Below are 18,714 nucleotides of genomic sequence, written 5' to 3' on the forward strand. Positions count from 1 at the left end.
GAATTGCCGAAAACCGCGTGTATCTGGAACACCTTTCACTGACCGACTTCCGCAGTTACGCCCAGGTTGACCTCGCGCTGGGCCCTGGTGTCACCGTCCTGGTGGGATACAACGGCATCGGCAAGACCAATCTGATGGAGGCCATCGGCTATCTGGCCACGCTCAGCTCTCACAGGGTGAGCTCAGATGCGCCGCTGCTGAGGTTCGGCACCGAGCGCGCCCTGGTGCGTGCCCGGCTGGTCCGCGGTACCCAGGTCACTGTGCTGGAGCTGGAAATCAACGCCGGCCGCGCCAACCGTGGCCGCATCAACCGCAGTAATCCGGTCCGTGCCCGGGACCTGCTCGGCATCTGCCAGATCGTCCTTTTTGCGCCCGAGGACCTGGCCTTGGTCAAGGGTGATCCGGCCAACCGCCGCCGGTTCCTGGATGAGCTGCTGGCAAGCCTCATCCCGCACCATGCCGCCACGCGCAGTGACTACGACCGTGTCCTGAAACAGCGCAATGCCCTGCTGAAGTCGGCGCGCGCCGGAAAGTTCACGGCCGCCCATGAATCGACCCTTGACGTCTGGGACCAGCACATGGCGCGGGCCGGAGCGGAGCTGCTGCATGCCCGGCTCGAACTGGTGGAACGCCTCCGTCCGCACCTCGCCCGGGCCTACGCGGAGCTCACGGACGCAACGAAGCCCGCTGACGCCACCTACCGTTCAACGCTGCAGAACCAGATGGACGACGACGGCGTCCCGGCCGGAGGCATGCAGGGTGCCGCAGCCGGAACTACTTCGGGCGGCCCGGAAGACCTGCGTCTTCTGTCGGTGGACCAGCTCACGGAACAGTATGTCCAGGCCTTTGCGGAGTCACGGAAAAAGGAACTGGAACGGGGCATATCGCTCGTGGGTCCGCATCGTGACGAACTTGAGCTGATGCTGGGCCAGGCGCCGGCCAAGGGGTATGCCTCGCACGGGGAAACATGGTCCATGTGCCTGTCCCTCCGACTGGCCTCGTACTATGTGATGCTTGACGATGCCCGGACCGGCGGTTCGGCTCCCATCCTCATCCTGGACGATGTTTTTGCTGAACTGGATGTCCAGCGGCGGCGTAAACTTGCGGCAATAGTCTCCGGCGCGGAACAGGTCCTGGTGACCGCCGCCGTCGACGCCGATATTCCGGAAGAGCTGTCCGGGCGGCGGGTGAAGGTCATCCCGGGAGGTATCGATGAGCAGTGACCAGGGCGGCGGGCCCCCACCCGGCCGCGAGCCTGACAACATCGATGCCCCCCAGGCCGCGCTGAACAGGATGCGCGAAGCCGCCGCTGCACGCGGCGAAGTGCGCCGCAAGGTGGCACGGCCGGGTTCCCAAAAGGCCAAGGGCAGCATCCGTGACACCCGCGGCTTCAGCCAGTTCCACGCCACGGGCCGCGATCCCCTGGGCCTGGGAAAGGTTGTTGGCCGCCTGGTGGCAGAGCGCGGCTGGACTTCACCGGTGGCTGTGGGCTCGGTGATGGCGGAGTGGGCCACGCTGGTGGGACCGGAGATCTCGGCCCACTGCACGCCCGAAAGCTTTACCGACACCACGCTCCACGTCCGTTGTGATTCCACTGCCTGGGCCACCCAACTTCGGCTTTTGAGCAGCAGCCTCCTCGAGAAATTCCGCCGGGAACTGGGCGACGGCGTGGTGACCAGCATCCAGGTGCTTGGCCCCTCAGCGCCCAGCTGGCGCAAGGGTGGACGCAGCGTCAACGGCCGTGGGCCGCGGGACACCTACGGATAGCCGGGCCGGCAGCTCTTGAAACTGCGCCCGAGGGCGTGTACGGCGCTGTAAGGACCGAAGCGTGTATAGGCACCCGGAGGGGGTACCGCTGGGCCGCCCTAGGCGGGGCCAAGTGCCTTGCAGAGCCATATTCCGCCACTGGCGAAGGCCCCGGAATGCGGGGATATGAGCCTGTTCGCGGTAGAATTGGGCAGATAACTGGGCGCGGATGAAACGTTGACATCAGTCCGTTCTCCGCGCGCTCTCCGCGTGCGGAGCGTGGATCACCAACCGTCAGCAAGTCACCGGCGCCATAAGCTTGTGCCTGTTGGCGGGTGGCTTTTCCCTGGGGAAGAGAAACCGGCCGGCCATCATCGAGAACAGAGGAGTCGCAGCGCCTGTGGCTAACGACAATACAGATATTCTGGCAGCAGATACCGCAGTCGAGGATGGCCGCACCCCTGATACCCCGGCCGCGCCAAGCACCCAAAGGGAATACGGCGCCAGCGACATCACTGTGCTGGAAGGCCTGGAAGCTGTCCGCAAGCGTCCCGGCATGTACATCGGTTCCACCGGCCCCCGCGGCCTTCACCACCTGGTCTATGAAGTGGTGGACAACTCCGTGGATGAGGCACTGGCCGGCTACTGCAGCCACATCGAGGTGGTCCTGCAGGCTGACGGCGGCGTGAAGGTAGTGGATGACGGCCGCGGCATTCCGGTGGACATGCACCCCACCGAGCACAAGCCCACCGTCGAGGTGGTTATGACCATCCTGCACGCCGGCGGTAAGTTCGGCGGCGGCGGATACGCGGTCTCCGGTGGCCTGCACGGTGTGGGCATCTCCGTGGTCAACGCCCTCTCCAGCCGGGTGGACACCGAAGTGCGGCGCCAGGGGCACGTTTGGCGGATGTCTTTTGCCGACGGCGGCAAGCCGCAGGGCAGCCTGGTCAAGGGTGAAGAGACGGATGCCACCGGCACCACCCAGACCTTCTACCCGGACCCGGCGATCTTTGAAACCACGGAATTCGATTTCGAGACGCTGCGCGCCCGTTTCCAGCAGATGGCCTTCCTGAACAAGGGCCTGCGGATCACCCTGACGGATGAGCGCGACGCGGCCACCGACGAGGCAGACGCCGATCTCGATCTCGACGAGCTGGTTACCGAGGGTGAGGTCAGCGCCGAGCACCGCACTGTGGTGTACCAGTACAACGAAGGCCTGCTGGACTACGTCAAGCACCTGAACTCGGGCAAGAAGGTGGAGGTGGTGCACGAGGACGTCATCGCCTTCGAAACCGAGGACACCGAACGCCGCATCGCCCTGGAAATGGCCATGCAGTGGACCAGTGCGTACTCCGAGAGCGTGCACACCTACGCCAACACCATCAACACCCATGAAGGCGGCACGCACGAAGAAGGTTTCCGCGCTGCCATGACATCCCTCATCAACCGGTACGCCCGGGAAAAGGGCATCATCAAGGAGAAGGACGACAACCTCACGGGTGACGACATCCGCGAGGGCCTCACCGCCGTCATCTCCGTCAAACTGGCAGAGCCCCAGTTCGAAGGCCAGACCAAGACCAAGCTGGGCAACTCCGAGGTCAAGGGCTTCGTCCAGCGCGTTGTTACCGATGGCCTGGGTGACTGGCTGGAGCGCAATCCCGGCCCCGCGCGCGACGTCATCCGCAAAGCCATTTCCGCCGCCCAGGCCAGGATGGCAGCACGGAAGGCCCGGGACAACGCCCGGCGCAAGAGCCCGCTGGAATCCTTCGGCATGCCGGGCAAGCTGTCCGACTGCTCCTCCAAGGACCCGGAAAAGTGTGAGGTCTACATTGTGGAGGGCGACTCCGCCGGTGGTTCTGCCAAGCGCGGCCGCAACCCCGAGACCCAGGCCATCCTGCCGCTGCGCGGCAAGATCCTGAATGTGGAGCGCGCCCGCCTGGACAAGGCCCTGGGCAACGCGGAGGTCCAGTCCATGATCACCGCTTTCGGTACCGGCATTGGCGAGGACTTCGACCTCGCCAAGCTGCGGTACCACAAGATTGTCCTCATGGCGGATGCCGACGTGGATGGCCAGCACATCACCACCCTGCTGATGACCCTGCTGTTCCGCTACATGCGGCCGTTGATCGAAAACGGCTACGTGTACCTGGCACAGCCCCCGCTGTACCGGATCAAGTGGTCCAACGCCCCGCATGATTACGTCTACAGCGACCGTGAACGCGACGCCAAGCTGGTGGCGGGACAGGCTGCCGGGCGCCGCATCCCGAAGGACAACGGCATCCAGCGCTACAAGGGCCTGGGCGAGATGGACTACACCGAGCTGTGGGACACCACCATGGATCCTGACCACCGCACGCTGCTGCAGGTCACCATGGACGACGCCCTGGCCGCCGACCAGATCTTCTCCGTCCTCATGGGCGAAGACGTCGAATCACGCCGCAACTTCATCCAGCAGAACGCCAAGGACGTCAGGTTCCTGGACATCTAAGGACCCGCTCCAAAGTATTCAGAACCAGACATATACCTGAAACGGAAATTAAAGAATGAGCGACGAAACCCCCGAGATTCCCGCCCCCGAGGCCGGAGCTCCGGACACCGTTCTTGAAGGCGACGTGCTGATCGACCGCGTGGAGCAGGTGGACCTGCAGACGGAAATGCAGCGTTCCTACCTGGATTACGCCATGGCCGTCATTGTGGGCCGTGCCCTTCCGGACGTCCGCGATGGCCTCAAGCCCGTGCACCGCCGGGTGCTGTACGCGATGTTCGACGGCGGCTACCGCCCCGACCGGTCCTTCAACAAGTGCGCCCGCGTGGTCGGCGAGGTCATGGGCCAGTACCACCCCCATGGCGACACCGCGATCTACGACGCCCTGGTACGCCTCATCCAGGACTGGACCATGCGCTACCCGCTGGCGCTCGGGCAGGGCAACTTCGGCTCGCCGGGCAACGACGGCGCCGCCGCACCGCGGTATACCGAAACCAAGATGGCGCCCCTGGCCATGGAAATGGTCCGGGACATCGACGAGGAAACGGTCGATTTCCAGGACAACTACGACGGCAAGAACCAGGAACCCACCATCCTGCCGGCCAGGTTCCCCAACCTGCTGGTCAACGGTTCCTCCGGCATCGCCGTCGGCATGGCCACCAACATCCCGCCGCACAACCTCCGCGAAGTAGCCGACGGAGTGCAGTGGTACCTGGCCAACCCCGGCGCCACCCGCGAGGAACTCCTCGAGGAACTGCTGGTGCGGGTCAAGGGTCCGGACTTCCCCACCGGTGCCACCATCCTGGGCCACAAGGGAATCGAAGACGCCTACCGGACCGGCCGCGGATCCGTCACCATGCGGGCAGTGGTTGCCGTGGAGGAACTGCAGGGCCGCACCTGCCTGGTGGTCACGGAGCTTCCGTACCAGGCCAACCCGGACAACCTGGCCATCAAGATCGCCGAACTGGTCAAGGACGGCAAAATCTCAGGTATCGCCGACCTCCGCGACGAGACCTCCGGACGCACCGGCCAGCGCCTGGTCATTGTGCTGAAGCGCGACGCAGTGCCCAAGGTGGTGCTGAACAACCTCTACAAGCACACCGAACTGCAGAGCAACTTCTCCGCAAACATGCTGGCCATCGTCGACGGCGTGCCGCGCACCCTGAGCCTGGATGCGTTCATCCGGCACTGGGTGACGCACCAGATGGACGTCATTGCGCGCCGCACCCGGTACCGCCTGCGCAAAGCGGAGGAAGAAGCACATATCCTCCGTGCCCTCCTGAAGGCACTGGATATGCTCGACGAGGTCATCGCCCTCATCCGCGCGTCCAACACCACCGAAGCCGCCCGCGACGGGCTGATGGAACTGCTGGACATCGATGAGCTGCAGGCCCGGGCCATCCTGGACATGCAGCTGCGCCGCCTGGCCGCACTGGAACGCCAGAAGATCCAGGACCGGCATGCCGAACTTGAAGCCCTGATCGAGGAATACAACGCGATCCTGGGTTCCGAGCAGCGGCAGCGCGAGATCATCAGCGTCGAACTCGGCGAAATCGTGGACAAGCACGGCGACGACCGGCGGACCAAGATCCTCATGGGCTACGACGGTGACATGTCCATGGAGGACCTGATCCCCGAAGAGGAGATGGTGGTCACCATCACCCGCGGCGGATACGTCAAGCGCACCCGCAGCGACAACTACCGGTCGCAGCAGCGCGGCGGCAAGGGCATCAAGGGCGCCCAGCTCCGCGGTGATGACGTGGTGGAACACTTCTTCGTAACCACCACCCACCACTGGCTGCTGTTCTTCACCAACCTTGGCCGCGTCTACCGTGCCAAGGCGTACGAGCTCATGGAAGCAGGCCGGGACGCCAAGGGCCAGCACGTGGCCAACCTGTTGGCGTTCCAGCCCGATGAGCACATTGCCCAGGTCCTGGACCTGAAGGACTACCAGCAGGCGCCATATCTGGTGCTGGCCACCAAGAGGGGCCTGGTGAAAAAGACCAGGCTGGAGGACTACGACACCAACCGTTCCGCCGGCGTGATCGCCATCAACCTGCGCGACGGCGATGAGCTGGTCTCGGCCCAGCTTGTTTCGGAAACCGACGACCTCTTCCTGGTGTCCCGCAAGGGCCAGTCGATCCGCTTCACTGCCACCGATGACGCACTGCGCCCCATGGGACGTGCCACCTCGGGTGTTACCGGCATGAAGTTCCGCGAAGACGATGAATTGCTGGCCGCCGACGTGGTCACCGACGGTTCCTTCGTGTTCATCGTGACCGAGGGCGGTTATGCCAAGCGCACGGCTGTGGAGGAATACCGCCTTCAGGGCCGCGGCGGCCTGGGCATCAAGGTAGGCAAGTACCAGGAAGAACGCGGGCACCTGGTAGGGGCACTCATTGTCCAGGAAGAAGATGAAGTCCTGGTGGTTATGGAGGGCGGCAAGGTTGTCCGCTCTTCGGTTGCCGGTGTTCCTGCCAAGGGCCGTGACACCATGGGCGTCATCTTCGCCAAGCCGGACAAGAATGACCGGATCATCGAGGTGGCGCGCAACAGCGAACGCGGTCTCGAGGACGAGGAATCTTCCGGAGATGACGTAACGTTGGCTGAAGATGGCGGGCCCGCTGGGGAATCCGCCGTGCCAGCAATGGCAGAAGAATCACCGGCCGTTGAGTCAGAGGACGCCTCGGGCGACGCTGAGCCGAACGAAGACAACACGGAGGTAACGAGTGAGTAATTCCGACTCATTTCCCAAGCCGAACAGCACTGTTCCCGACGGGAACCGGCCTTCCGGGGCACCCCGGGTAAACGCCCCCGTACGTCCGCAGCAGCGGCCGGCAGCTCCTGCCGGGGCTCCAGGCCAGCGCCCTGCCGTGCCGGGCCAGCGTCCGCAGCAGGGTGACCGCCCCGCCCAGCCCGGCCAGCGTCCCTTCCAGGGACAGCAGGGCCAGCAAGGGCAGCGCCCGGCACCGGCAGGACAGCGTCCCGGGCAGGGGGCTCCCGGACAGGGAACGCCTGGCCTGGTGAAGCCGGCGCCCAAGGCAAAGGTCCGCCGCGCCCGGCTGCTGATCAGCAAGGTGGACCCGTGGTCCGTCCTGAAGATGGCATTCCTGCTTTCCGTGGCCTTGGGAATTGTCACCGTGGTTGCCGCCATTGTCCTTTGGACAGTCCTGGACCTGACCGGAATCTTCGACCAGGTGGACAGCCTGCTCGGTACGCTCGCGGGCTCTGAAAGCGGCGGCTTCGAACTGAAGAAGGTGGCCTCGCTGGGACAGGTGGCCTCGTTTGCCACCATCATTGCCGTGGTCAACGTTGTCCTGCTGACGGCGCTGTCCATGCTCTCCGCCGTCCTCTACAACATTTCAGCCACCCTCGTGGGCGGCATCGGCGTTACCCTCACCGACGATTAGGAAGCCATTTCCGCCGCCCAAAAAAGCGGCGGAAAGGCCCGATTTGAGATCGGGCCGGGATGTGCTGTAAAGTCATGTCTCGGCCCGATGAGGCATCGGGGCGTATAGCTCAGGCGGTTAGAGCGCTTCGCTGATAACGAAGAGGTCCCAGGTTCAAGTCCTGGTACGCCCACGGAACCTGTGCAGGTTTCACAATAGGTCTGGTCCGGATTCATCCGGAACTTGACTGGAACGGGGAGCACGTGAAGAAGTTGCTTGTATTGGCAGCCGCAATCGCAGGCGTCCTGGTCTACCGGAAAGCACAGGAATCCGAAGCCCAGAAGACGGTCTGGAGTAAGTCAACCGATACGGTGGACTAGCCCGGACACCCACTCCGGGAGCCTGTCAGGGGCTCTGCGGTTCTAGGGTATGATGGACGGGTTGCTTCTTATGGGGGCATGGCGCAATTGGTAGCGCACCTGCTTTGCAAGCAGGGGGTTCGGGGTTCGAGTCCCCGTGCCTCCACCATAAGAAAGTCCCGGTCAGCGGAAACGCTGGCCGGGACTTTTCGCTTTCCATTTCCATTAGGAACGAGCTTCAGGGGTGCGCCATGAACTTCTTCTTCGCCGCCTTGGGCGTCCTGGGTGTCGCCTCGTCCGGCCCCTTGATTGCAGCCACGCTCGGTGCCACCAGCGTCAGCGCCCTGGCCATTGCCTTTTGGCGCAACGCCATCGGAGCAGCCGTCATGGCCGCCCCCACCCTGGTTCGTGAACCCCGCCAGTTCGGCCGCATAACCCGCCGCGAGTTCCGCTGGTCGTCTCTGGCCGCCGTCGCCCTTGCACTGCACTTTGCCTGCTTCATCACCTCCCTGCAGCTCACGTCCGTCGCCGCCGCCACGGCCCTGGTTTGCCTTCAGTCAGCCTGGATTGCGGTCTTCCAGCTCTTCCGCGGCACCCGCCACCGCTGGCAGGTCCTGGCCGGGCTGGGCATCGCCTTTGGCGGCGTCGTTGCCATTACAGGCTTTGACCTGGGAACCTCATCGCGGGCGCTCACGGGAGACCTGCTGGCGGTGGCCGGCGGTGCGCTGGCCGGCCTCTATACGCTGGCCGGGGGCAAGGCGCGGCAGAGCATGACCACGGGTACCTACACTACGCTCTGCTACGGGATGTGCGCCGCCCTGGTGGCCGTACTGGCCCTGTTCGCGGGCCAGCCGCTGGCCGGGTTCGAGCCCGCAGGATGGCTGGGCATCGCTGCGATCACCGTCTGCGCGCAACTGGTGGGCCATACTGCGTTCAACCACCTGTTAGCCACCGTGAGCCCGCTCTTGGTCTCCATGATCATCCTCCTGGAGATCCCGGGCGCTGCGCTGCTGGCGGCGATGTTCCTGCACGAGACCCTGCCGGCCGGCACCTACGCCGGACTCGGCCTAATTCTGGCCGGACTCGCCGTCGTGGTCCTGGGCCAGCGGAACGCGGGCAGGCGCGGAAGGGCACCCAAGGATGAACCGCCGTCGGAACTCGCCGAGCTCGGGGCCGACTGAAGTTATTGGCCGCCGCGGCGGATGGGTTGGGCTGTGTTGACCGTGTGGATGGCCCTGAGGAGCTTGGCCGGGAAATACACCGAAAAGAAGACCACCATGGGGGCCTTCAAAGCCATTTTCCTGACGTTGTGGGCCTTATAGGTCCGGTCGAAACGGGTGACGTAGTAGCGGTAGTCGCGCGGTGAATCCTCCAGCCGGCGCGCGGACATCCCCGACACCATTTGAGGCCAGTAGCGTACCGGAAGGTCATGCTCGGCCAGGTGCAGGGACAAATCGATGTCCTCGTGCATCTCGTCCTTCTCGTCCCGGCACGTTTCGGAGCGGATGGTCTCCCAGGCGGTGGCGCGCAGGGCCATGTTGGAGCCGAACAGGAAATGGTACTGGTGCTTGGCCAGCTTGAGCATCAACTGGCGCATCTTGTCGTCTGCCTTGAGCCCAAAGCGCCGCATAGGCATGTCGTAGTAGACCACAGGGCCGGTGGCGGCCTGGACGGATGGGTCCGCGAAGGCCTTCTGCACCTGCTCCACCCAGTCGGGTTCCACGATGGAGTCCGAGTCGATGCGCCCCAGGATGTCCCCGGTGGCACTGTCCAGCCCGAAGTTGCGGGTGGGGATGAGTCCCTGCTCCCGGTCCTGGCTGAGCAGGATAATGGGGCTTTCCGGATACTCGAGCTGCATCTGGCGGACGATGTCAGCGGTCCGGTCTTTGGAAAGGTTGTCCACCACGATGATCTCGTGGGCGGGAACAGACTGGTAAATAGCCGCTATGAGGCATTGCCTGATCACGCTTTCCTCGTTGTATGCCGGGATGACGATGGACACGCGGAGCTGTACGGCTGCGTCGTTCACGGCATCCCCAGAGGATTGATTGGCTGGCATCACTATAAATCTAGCATCCGGGCCATGGCCTGCCCCCAGCGGTGGCCCCGCTTCTGAAGCGGGCTCGTGCGAATGTGGACGGCCCGGCAGGAAGGTTTGCGGCAAGGCGTGGAGCGGTACGCAAAAGGGGCCCCGTCGTGTAACGGAGCCCCTTCGAGTGCGGGATGGAATCTAAGGAAAACTAGGCCTGGTTGCTGCCTTTGTCGTCCCCGGTGGCCGTCTTGGCGTCGTTGGCGGCGCTCTTTGCACCCTCAGCGGCGTCTGCGGCCACGTGCTTGGCCTTTTCAGCGGCGTCCGCGGTCTCTTCCTTGACCGCATCGGCTGCGTCGCCGGCTTTGCCTGCAGCGGCAGCCGTGGCGGAGCCGGCAGCAGAGGCAGCACTGCCGGTGGTGTCCGCGCTGCTGTCCTTGACATCGCTGACGGTGGTGGCGGGAACCGGAGCAGGAGTGGGTGTCACCGGCGAGGGAGTCTTCCAGGGGTCCTCCACCGGCTTGGATGCCTTCCATGCGGCGACACCCGCGGCCACGGCAGCAGCAACAACTCCGAAGACCAGCCATCCGCGCTTCTTGGGCTTTTCCGGCTGCGCGAGCTGAACGTCTACTGCCCGGCTGGCGCCTGCTGCGGCTGCCTTCAGCTGCGTGCCGGTTGCCTGGGCCTGTTCCTGGATGGCGTGGATGATCCCCACATCGCCCAGCTTCTGGGCCACGGCGTCCACCCGTGCCGGGGTGTTTTCCAACGTGCGGTGAACTGCACCGGAGGCCACGCCGATCTGGTCCGAAAGCCTGGGCAGGTATTCCACTACTACCCGGTCACGGGCATTCAGGACAACAGGGGTGGCCTTGTCCAAGGCTTCGTGCAGCCTGGGTGAGGCGCCGTCGACGACGTCATTGATCCTGGGGGCCAACTGGGCCAGACCGTCCTGGATCCGGGGAGTTACTGTGGCAACACCGTCGGCCAGGCTGTGCGCAGCCGTCTTGAGGCCCTCCTGGATCTTGGGAGATGCGGTATCCAGGCCATGCTGGAGACGGGGAACAGCCCAGTCAACGGCAGCTTCCACCCGGGGGGCCGCCCAATCCTTGGCGTTTTCCACCGCACTGGTGACCGACTGCTCAAGGTCACGGGCAATACGATCCGATTTCTTCACAACTACCTCCCGATTAATGTGACGGTTCTGTCGTTAGCCTACGTGCCCAGATCACCACGGGCTATTCACTCTGCGGATTTTAGGGCGATTTCACCCAGCGCGGAACTGTGCCCGCAGCCGTGGCCGCCCATAACCGGCGTGGAAGAATGGGGCCTATGACTGCCATCGCAACTGCAAAAGCAACCATCCACACCAGCCTCGGCGACATCGTGGTTAACCTCTTCGGCAACCACGCGCCCAAGACGGTCAAGAACTTCGTTGGCCTTGCCACCGGCGAGCAGGCCTGGACCCACCCGGAAACCGGTGAGGACAAGACGGGCACCCCGCTCTACAACGGAACCATCTTCCACCGCATCATCAAGGACTTCATGATCCAGGCGGGCGATCCCCTGGGCCGCGGAACCGGTGGCCCCGGTTACCGCTTTGACGACGAGATCCACCCCGAACTCAGCTTCAACCAGCCCTACAAGCTGGCCATGGCCAACGCGGGCATCCAGATGGGCAAGGGCACCAACGGTTCCCAGTTCTTCATCACCACCATCCCCACCGACTGGCTCCAGGGCAAGCACACCATCTTCGGTGAAGTGGCCGACGACGAATCCAAGAAGGTCGTTGACGCCATCGAGGGTGTGCGTACGGGCATGGGCGACCGCCCGGTGGAAGACGTGACCATCAACAGCATCGACATCGAACAGCTGTAACGCTCCACCATGAGCTACGGAATTCCGTCGGCTGAGCCGTCCGCCCAGGTTCCGGTCTGCCCCCGGCACCCGGACCGGCCGTCCTACGTACGCTGCCAGCGCTGCGGGCGCCCGGCGTGCCCCGACTGCCAGCGGGCGGCCGCCGTCGGATTCCAATGCGTGGACTGCGTCAACGAGGCAAAACGTACGACGCCGGAGGTACGGACCGTCTATGGCGGTGCCGTTGCCACTGGCAGGCCATTGGTGACGTTCGGCATCATCGCCGCTTGCGCTGTGCTGTACGTGCTGCAGTGGCTGGTTCCCAATGACCTGATTTACCAGAGCCTCGGCTTTGCGAACGTTTACGCGGAGCCCCGCTGGGGTGAGTTTGAACCGTGGCGGATGCTCACTTCCGCCTTCCTGCACTCGCAGGGCTTCATCCTGCATATCGCCCTTAACATGTACATGCTGTGGGTGTTCGGACAGGCCCTGGAACCGCTTCTGGGACGCATCCGCTTCCTGGTGCTCTACCTGGTTTCGGCGTTTGGCGGCTCTGTGGGCTATTTGCTCCTGACACCCCTGTATCTGCCCGGTCAGCCGTTGTATGGCGTGGTGGGTGCTTCCGGGGCAATCTTCGGACTCTTTGGAGCGATGCTTCTCATTCAGCGCCACCGCGGCGGGGACACGCGCCAACTGTGGGTGCTGATCGCCATCAACGGTGTCATCGGCTTCGTGATCCCCCAGATTGCGTGGCAGGCGCACCTTGGTGGCCTCGTGGCCGGCGCCCTGTGTGCTGCAGTTTTCGCCTACACCCCTCGCGGCCGCCGGCAGGGTCTGATCCAGGCCCTTGGAGTAGCAGCAGTGCTGGCGCTCCTCATAGCAGTCAGCTGGGTCCGCGTGACGTTGTAACCTGCCGGCGCCTGTAGTTACCGATGCCCCCGACACCCTGCGGTGTCGGGGGCATCGTCGTTTTCCACAGCGGTTATCCACAGTGTTGGTAACTTACACGCCTGTAGTTCATCTGTCGGCCTCACCATTCCCCGCCCTCTCCAGGCCCTCGGCCGGAAGTTGGTCCGCGTTCTCCACATCTGTGGATAACCTGTGGGGATATCGCTGTGTGTAAGTGGATAAGCCGGAGATCTTCCCGCTTTTTGTGGAAAAGGACATTGCAAACAGCGTCAGAGGGCTTGTCCCCGGGTGCCGCCAGCATGTTATCGACACCCTTATACACAGTGTTAATAACTGACAGGTGTGTAGTTCGCCCGCTGGAAATCCCGCAGGAGTAAGCCGCGGCGGCGGTAGGCCGAGGATTTCCACGGCTTTACCCACAGTTGTGGATAACTTGTGGGTATTGCGGTGTTGGTAAGTGGATAAGTGGCCGGTTGCCCGGTGGACTCCTGCCTATGATGGTTGCCTGCCAAGCCTTTCAAGCGACAAGGATCCCCGTGGGCGTCACCGAGCACCTGTACCTGGACAAACAGCATCCGGCCCTTTGGAAGGCGATCAGTGGCTTGGGCCTCAAGGTGCAGGAAGCAGCAGAGGAAGCCGGAATCGGACGGGGTCTGTTGGAACTCCTCAACGTCCGGATTTCGCAGATCAACGGCTGCGCCTACTGCCTGGACCTCCATGTGCGAAAGGCGGTCGAGGCAGGGGAAAGCGCGCAGCGGCTGGCGGTCCTGCCGGCATGGCGGGACACCGCACTCTTCACCGGCAAGGAGCGGGCAGCACTGGCACTCGTGGAGAGCATCACCGAACTCCCGGACCAGGAGTCACGCGAGCATGCCGAGGCCGCCGCACGGGAGTGTCTGACGGCAGAGGAGTTTTCAGCGGTGAGTTGGGTTGCGGTGACCATGAACGCGTTCAACCGGGTCTCCATCACCAGCCACCACCCCGTGAAGCGGGACCGCTGACAGCATTCCGGTGTCCAGGGCAGGAACCCATAGAGCTCCAGCTGCCTTTTATCCACAGGTATTCCACACTGTTAATAACGGCATCTGCGCGGCCGGTTTAACCGGATCAGCCCTGCCCCGCGGGCGAAACGCTCCATCCTGGGCCCCCTGGCGAGCTTTTCCACACTGTGGATAACTTTCCCAACAGCTGGGGATAACCGGCTTCGTACCGGGAGGGTGCTATCCGGGCCAGATGCCGGAGGATCCACGCCGGTGGCTGCCCAAGAGGTGGGTATCCACCATTCCCACAGCCTCCATCAGGGCAAACATGGTGGTGGGTCCCACAAAGGAAAAGCCGCGCTTCCGCAGTGCCTTGGACAAGGCAACCGATTCCGCGGACTGGGTGGGGATCTCGGCGGCCACCCTCGGCCGCGGGGTGCTGTCCGGGGCAAAGCCCCACACAAAGTCCACCAGCCCGCCGTCGTTCCTTAACTCCAAGGTTGCCTGCGCATTCCTGATCGTGGCCAGGATCTTCAGCCGGTTCCTGATGATGCCCGGATCCTGCATCAGCCGGTCCACGTCCGTGCTGCCGAACAACGCCACGGCTTCCGGATCGAATCCTGCGAAGGCTGCACGGAACGCGGGACGCTTGCGCAGGATGGTGGCCCATGAAAGTCCCGCCTGGAAGCCCTCCAGACAGATGCGCTCGTACAGGCCCTGCTCGTCAGTGACGGGCAAGCCCCATTCCTGGTCGTAATAGTTCCGCATGAGCGGATCCGAGGCAGCCCACGCTGGCCGGGCCAGGCCGTCCTCGCCGATAATTACTCCGGCGGAATCGGGAGCCAGTGCGTCCTCCTTGGAAGGTCCGCGGGCGCCGCTAGGAGCGCCAGCGGGTGGTCATCAGGAAGCCCACGATCGCAATGCCAAAGCCGGCTACGATGTTCCACGACTGCCAGGCCTGCACGGGGAAGCGGCCCTCACTGATGTAGAAGGTGATGATCCAGAAGAGGCCGATAATCATCAGGCCAAACATGACCGGCTTGAACCACACGGGGTTGGGCTTGTAGGCCTGGGGGGAAGCCGGCTGGGCGGTGCTGGCGGTCTTCTTGCGAGGCTTTGACTCGGGCACTGGCTCTCCTTGGCGGGCTGGGCAAGCTCGGCGGTCCGGGCTTGGTATCCTGCAAGAAGGAAGTTGCCAGCGGTCTGCGCGATCTTGGTCAAATCTGGATTCTTACTAGCAGCCAATTCTAGCCGCAGTTGATGGGCAGCCTGTGCCCAGGGCGGACGCCCGGAGGAGAACGCGTGGTATTGCAGGAGAAGGCGGGGCCCCACACTGCGCCCGCGTCCCGCCGTGCCCTGCTGCCTGGCATCATCCAGGTTCTGGGTGAGCTGTTGATAACCGCCGGCGTCATCCTCCTTCTCTTTGTGGCATGGCAGCTGTGGTGGACCAACGTCGAGTCCGACGCCAAGCAGAGCCAGGTCATCAAGGAATTTGCCCAGGACCTCAGCAGCGCCGCTCCCGCACCAGCAGCCCCCTCCGCGCCGCCGGCTGCAGCTGAAGATTTCGGCAAACCGGTGGTGGGCACCGCCCCGGGCCATGCAGGAACGATCGGAATCATGTACATCCCGCGGTTTGGCCCCGGCTACACCCGTCCCATCGTCCAGGGAACCAGCCAGGACGTCCTGGACACCCTGGGCCTTGGCCACTACAGCAACACGGCCATGCCCGGAGCCGTGGGCAACTTTGCCGTCGCGGGGCACCGGCAGACGCACGGCGCGGTGCTGGACAACATCCACACGCTGGTGCCCGGTGACAAAATTTACGTCCAGACAAAGGACGGCTATTACGTCTACGTTTTCCGGAACAACCAGATTGTGATGCCCTCCCGCACCGACGTCCTGGAGCCGGTCCCCACCAAGCCCGGTGCCACGCCCACCGAAAGCTACCTCACCATGACGAGCTGCAATCCCCGCTTCGGCGCGGAAGAACGCATCATCGCCTACGCCCTGCTGGACAGTTGGCGTCCGGCTGCGGCCGGACCGCCGGCCGAGATCGCCGCGCAGGTTGCAGCAGCCACCGGAAGGAGCTGACCGTGTACGCCTGGATTTTCCGCCACCTTCCCGGACCGCTTTGGCTCAGGATCACCATCTCGCTGGCACTGGTCTTCATTGCCCTGGTACTGATGGTCCAGTTCCTGTTCCCCTGGATGTCCCATTTCACCCAATTCACCGACTCGACGATTGGTTCCACAGACCAGCCATGACCACAACCAAGATCCTTGTAGTGGATAACTACGACAGCTTTGTCTACACCCTGGTGGGCTACCTCCAGGAGCTGGGCGCCGAAACCACGGTTGTCCGAAACGACGACGTTACGCTGGCGGAGGCAATTGAACTTGCCGGTACGCGCGACGGCGTCCTCATCTCACCCGGCCCGGGCAACCCTGCCGAGGCCGGCATCTGCATCGAGCTGATCAAGTGGTGCGGTGAAAACAGCGTGCCCATGTTCGGTGTATGCCTGGGTCACCAGGCACTGGCTGAGGCCTTCGGCGGCAAGGTGACCCACGCCCCTGAACTCATGCACGGCAAGACGTCCCAGGTGGAGCACATTGGTACCAGCGTTTTCGCTGGGCTCCCCTCCCCCGTCACGGCCACCCGCTACCACTCGCTGGCCGCGGTCCGGGAATCCATTCCCGATGTCCTGGAAGTCACCGCGCAAACTGCGTCCGGTGTGGTCATGGGCCTGCAGCACCGGACGGCGCCGCTCTGCGGTGTGCAGTTCCATCCCGAGTCGGTCCTCACCGAAGGCGGGTACCAGATGCTGGGCAACTGGCTGGAATCGCTGGGCATGAAAGGCGCAGCGGCCCGGGCGGCGAAACTGAGCCCCCTCATCCAGCACTAGCCGCCAGTAAAGCTGGCGGGAAGCGACCCGGCCCACCAGGGTGAGGTCAGCCCTTCCTGGTGGGCGTCGGCGTCGGCTTCGGTGTGGCCGTGGGGGTCGGCGTTTCCGTGGGTGACGGCGGTGGCGGCGGTGGCGGCGGCGCCTTGGCCACAACGATGGTGATGGTCTTTCCCTGGACGACGGCGGCATTGGCAGGATCGCTCTGGTCCGTGACCCTGCCGGGCTCCACCTGCGAGTTCTCCGCCTCGACCACAGAAGGCACCAGGCCAAGCTCCTTCAGGGCCGCCTCCGCCTCTTCACGGGCCAGGCTCCGCAGCTCCGGGACCACCACCTTGCCGGTGGAAACGATGAGCTCCACGCTGGTGCCCACGCCAACGCTCTGGCCCGGCGCCGGGTTGGAGGTGATGACGATTCCAGCCGGAACAGTGGCGCTGTTGGCCGTGCTGGTGGTCGGCGCGCCGGCCAGTCCCGCCTGGCGGAGGATGTCGCGGGCGGCAGCCTCAGTCTTGCCGGGGAGGCTGTCCGGGACCTTCACCGAGCTGGGGCCCTCGGAAATGTTGAGGATGACGTCCGCCCCCGGATCCAGCGAACCGCCTGCCGCTGGATCAGTCCCGATGGCGGTTCCCTTGGGCACCGTATCGTTTGCAGCCCGTGCGATCCTGGGACGCAGTCCCGCGTCATACAGTGCCTGAAGTGCCGCGCTCTCCGTCATGGACGCGACGGCGGGTATTGGGACCTTGGGTGGAGCGGGGGCCGGCCGGTTGACCGTTTGGTAAAGCCACAGGCCGCCGCCCGCGAGTACCAGCAGGGTGAAGATCACCAGGGTGGCGATCCAGGCACGACGGCGGGACTTCTGCCGGGTGCTCGGCTCACGTTCCGGAGGGAAGCCAAGCGGGAGCGGCGCAGCCGCGCTGTACCCGTCTGCCCGGTACCCGTTCGGCCTGTATTCGTCCGGCCCATCCTCATCCGCAAGTTCAAGCGGAACGCCCGGTCCGCCTTCGCCATCAAGCGTGGTTGCTGCCAGGCGGCCGGTGGGGGCGTCATCAAGGAAACTTGCGCCCGTTGCCGTGAAGGCTTCGGTGGGCGGGGCCGCTTGCGGGACGTGGTCGTTTGGATCGGTAGGCGCCTCGGACGCCGGCACGGCAGGGACAGGCACGCCGGCCTTCGCAGCCCTCAGGGCGCGCCGGAAGGCTGCAGCATCCTGGAACCTGTCATCCCGGTTCTTCTGCAGGGCCTTGGCGAGGACGGTGTCCAGGGCCGGTGACACCTTCGGATTCAGGCTGCTGGCAGGGTCCGGAATTTCGCGGACGTGCTGGTACGCGACGGACACCGGGCTGTCTCCCACGAACGGAGGACGCGACGTCAGCATTTCGTAAAGCAGGCACGCGGCGGAGTACAGGTCACTGCGGGCGTCGACGGATTCGCCGCGCGCCTGCTCCGGTGACAGGTATTGCGCCGTTCCCACCACTGCCTGGGTCTGGGTCATGGTGGCCGAGGAATCGGCGATGGCGCGGGCGATGCCGAAGTCCATAACCTTTACCGAATTGGTGCCGGGGCAGTACATCACGTTGGCCGGCTTGATGTCCCGGTGGACGATTCCGGCCTTATGGCTGTACTCGAGCGCGCCCAGGACGCCCAGGCAGTAATCGATGGCCTGGTCGATGCCGACCTCATTTGCACGGATCAGGTCACGCAGGGTCCGGCCCTCGACGTACTCCATCACGATGTAGGGCACCCGGACGTCTTCGCCAGTGCCGTCGTGGACCAGGTGTTCACCGGTGTCGAAAATGGCCACGATGGAGGGATGGTTCAGGGCGGCCACCGCCTGGGCTTCACGCTTGAACCGTGCCTGGAACTGCGGGTCCCGGGCCATATCCGGACGGAGCAGTTTGACGGCCACTGTCCTGCCCAGGCGGGTATCGGTCCCGCGGTAGACATCCGCCATGCCACCCCGGCCAATAAGGCTGCCCAGTTCGTAGCGGCCGCTCAGGACACGCCGGTTATCCACCGGCAGGCTATCCTCCCGGTGCAACGGTGTGCGTGGTGACTCATTCACTGGTG

Annotated in this window: 18 protein-coding genes and 2 tRNA genes; 15 read left to right on the forward strand and 5 right to left on the reverse strand. The window is 64.3% G+C overall.

What is annotated here, in order from left to right; translation table 11 throughout:
* Positions 1-17 precede the first annotated feature (17 nt).
* The 9 genes from recF (at position 18) to ASG86_RS15120 (ending at position 9,160) form a co-directional block, all read left to right on the forward strand.
* Positions 18-1,223 (forward strand): DNA replication/repair protein RecF, encoded by a 1,206-nt coding sequence (gene recF, locus ASG86_RS15085; RefSeq protein ID WP_056336009.1) that lies wholly within the window; start codon positions 18-20, stop codon positions 1,221-1,223.
* A complete protein-coding gene (locus ASG86_RS15090) occupies positions 1,213-1,767 on the forward strand; it encodes a DUF721 domain-containing protein (protein WP_056336012.1) in 555 nt (184 codons plus the stop codon). Before recF ends, ASG86_RS15090 begins: the two co-directional genes overlap by 11 nt.
* Before the next feature lie 379 nt (positions 1,768-2,146).
* Positions 2,147-4,234 carry a DNA topoisomerase (ATP-hydrolyzing) subunit B gene (gyrB, locus tag ASG86_RS15095; RefSeq protein ID WP_056336014.1) on the forward strand — a complete coding sequence of 696 codons (2,088 nt, stop codon included), beginning with the start codon at positions 2,147-2,149 and terminating at the stop codon, positions 4,232-4,234.
* Between the two features lie 55 nt (positions 4,235-4,289).
* Positions 4,290-6,968: a DNA gyrase subunit A gene (gene gyrA, locus ASG86_RS15100; protein WP_056336017.1), complete on the forward strand. Its 2,679-nt coding sequence runs from the start codon at positions 4,290-4,292 to the stop codon at positions 6,966-6,968.
* Positions 6,961-7,641: a DUF3566 domain-containing protein gene (locus ASG86_RS15105; RefSeq protein ID WP_056336020.1), complete on the forward strand. Its 681-nt coding sequence runs from the start codon at positions 6,961-6,963 to the stop codon at positions 7,639-7,641. The genes gyrA and ASG86_RS15105 overlap by 8 nt, the downstream gene beginning before the upstream one ends.
* Before the next feature lie 98 nt (positions 7,642-7,739).
* Positions 7,740-7,813 (forward strand) — tRNA-Ile (locus ASG86_RS15110).
* Between the two features lie 70 nt (positions 7,814-7,883).
* Positions 7,884-8,000, forward strand: coding sequence for a DLW-39 family protein (locus tag ASG86_RS21060; RefSeq protein ID WP_268760612.1), 117 nt, complete (start codon positions 7,884-7,886; stop codon positions 7,998-8,000).
* Between the two features lie 72 nt (positions 8,001-8,072).
* Positions 8,073-8,148, forward strand: a tRNA-Ala gene (locus ASG86_RS15115).
* An 82-nt stretch (positions 8,149-8,230) separates the two neighbouring features.
* The gene (locus ASG86_RS15120) at positions 8,231-9,160 is read left to right on the forward strand and encodes a DMT family transporter (RefSeq protein WP_056336023.1); all 930 of its coding nucleotides are present in this window, start codon (positions 8,231-8,233) and stop codon (positions 9,158-9,160) included.
* Positions 9,161-9,162: 2 nt separating this feature from the next.
* On the opposite strand, the gene ASG86_RS15125 is transcribed toward ASG86_RS15120, so the two are convergent.
* Complete coding sequence (locus ASG86_RS15125; protein ID WP_056336026.1) at positions 9,163-10,038, reverse strand: glycosyltransferase; 876 nt, start codon at positions 10,036-10,038, stop codon at positions 9,163-9,165.
* A 181-nt stretch (positions 10,039-10,219) separates the two neighbouring features.
* Positions 10,220-11,182 carry a hypothetical protein gene (locus tag ASG86_RS15130; RefSeq protein ID WP_056336028.1) on the reverse strand — a complete coding sequence of 321 codons (963 nt, stop codon included), beginning with the start codon at positions 11,180-11,182 and terminating at the stop codon, positions 10,220-10,222.
* 155 nt (positions 11,183-11,337) lie between these two features.
* Here ASG86_RS15130 and ASG86_RS15135 point away from each other — a divergent pair, with 155 nt between their 5' ends.
* The 3 genes from ASG86_RS15135 to ASG86_RS15145 all read left to right on the forward strand — a co-directional run bounded on the left by ASG86_RS15135 (position 11,338) and on the right by ASG86_RS15145 (position 13,772).
* On the forward strand, positions 11,338-11,883 hold the full coding sequence (locus ASG86_RS15135) for a peptidylprolyl isomerase (RefSeq protein WP_013599179.1): 546 nt from the start codon (positions 11,338-11,340) through the stop codon (positions 11,881-11,883).
* A gap of 9 nt (positions 11,884-11,892) precedes the next feature.
* Positions 11,893-12,771 (forward strand): rhomboid family intramembrane serine protease, encoded by an 879-nt coding sequence (locus ASG86_RS15140; protein WP_056336031.1) that lies wholly within the window; start codon positions 11,893-11,895, stop codon positions 12,769-12,771.
* A gap of 536 nt (positions 12,772-13,307) precedes the next feature.
* The gene (locus ASG86_RS15145; protein WP_156386196.1) at positions 13,308-13,772 is read left to right on the forward strand and encodes a carboxymuconolactone decarboxylase family protein; all 465 of its coding nucleotides are present in this window, start codon (positions 13,308-13,310) and stop codon (positions 13,770-13,772) included.
* A gap of 219 nt (positions 13,773-13,991) precedes the next feature.
* On the opposite strand, the gene ASG86_RS15150 is transcribed toward ASG86_RS15145, so the two are convergent.
* Positions 13,992-14,597 carry a DNA-3-methyladenine glycosylase I gene (locus ASG86_RS15150; RefSeq protein WP_056336034.1) on the reverse strand — a complete coding sequence of 202 codons (606 nt, stop codon included), beginning with the start codon at positions 14,595-14,597 and terminating at the stop codon, positions 13,992-13,994.
* 31 nt (positions 14,598-14,628) lie between these two features.
* The gene (locus ASG86_RS15155) at positions 14,629-14,880 is read right to left on the reverse strand and encodes a cell division protein CrgA (protein WP_018769892.1); all 252 of its coding nucleotides are present in this window, start codon (positions 14,878-14,880) and stop codon (positions 14,629-14,631) included.
* Between the two features lie 173 nt (positions 14,881-15,053).
* On the opposite strand from ASG86_RS15155, the gene ASG86_RS15160 reads away from it, so the two are divergent.
* The 3 genes from ASG86_RS15160 to ASG86_RS15165 are packed head-to-tail and all read left to right on the forward strand — an operon-like array spanning position 15,054 to position 16,653.
* A complete protein-coding gene (locus ASG86_RS15160; protein ID WP_056336038.1) occupies positions 15,054-15,842 on the forward strand; it encodes a class E sortase in 789 nt (262 codons plus the stop codon).
* A 2-nt stretch (positions 15,843-15,844) separates the two neighbouring features.
* Positions 15,845-16,015: a hypothetical protein gene (locus ASG86_RS20810; protein WP_200946274.1), complete on the forward strand. Its 171-nt coding sequence runs from the start codon at positions 15,845-15,847 to the stop codon at positions 16,013-16,015.
* A complete protein-coding gene (locus ASG86_RS15165; protein ID WP_056336041.1) occupies positions 16,012-16,653 on the forward strand; it encodes an aminodeoxychorismate/anthranilate synthase component II in 642 nt (213 codons plus the stop codon). The genes ASG86_RS20810 and ASG86_RS15165 overlap by 4 nt, the downstream gene beginning before the upstream one ends.
* A 46-nt stretch (positions 16,654-16,699) precedes the next feature.
* On the opposite strand, the gene pknB is transcribed toward ASG86_RS15165, so the two are convergent.
* Positions 16,700-18,709, reverse strand: a complete 2,010-nt coding sequence (gene pknB / locus ASG86_RS15170) for a Stk1 family PASTA domain-containing Ser/Thr kinase (protein ID WP_056336043.1) — start codon at positions 18,707-18,709, stop codon at positions 16,700-16,702.
* Positions 18,710-18,714 lie beyond the last annotated feature (5 nt).

Origin of the sequence: Arthrobacter sp. Soil764 (assembly GCF_001428075.1) — a bacterium.
GTDB lineage: Bacteria > Actinomycetota > Actinomycetes > Actinomycetales > Micrococcaceae > Arthrobacter.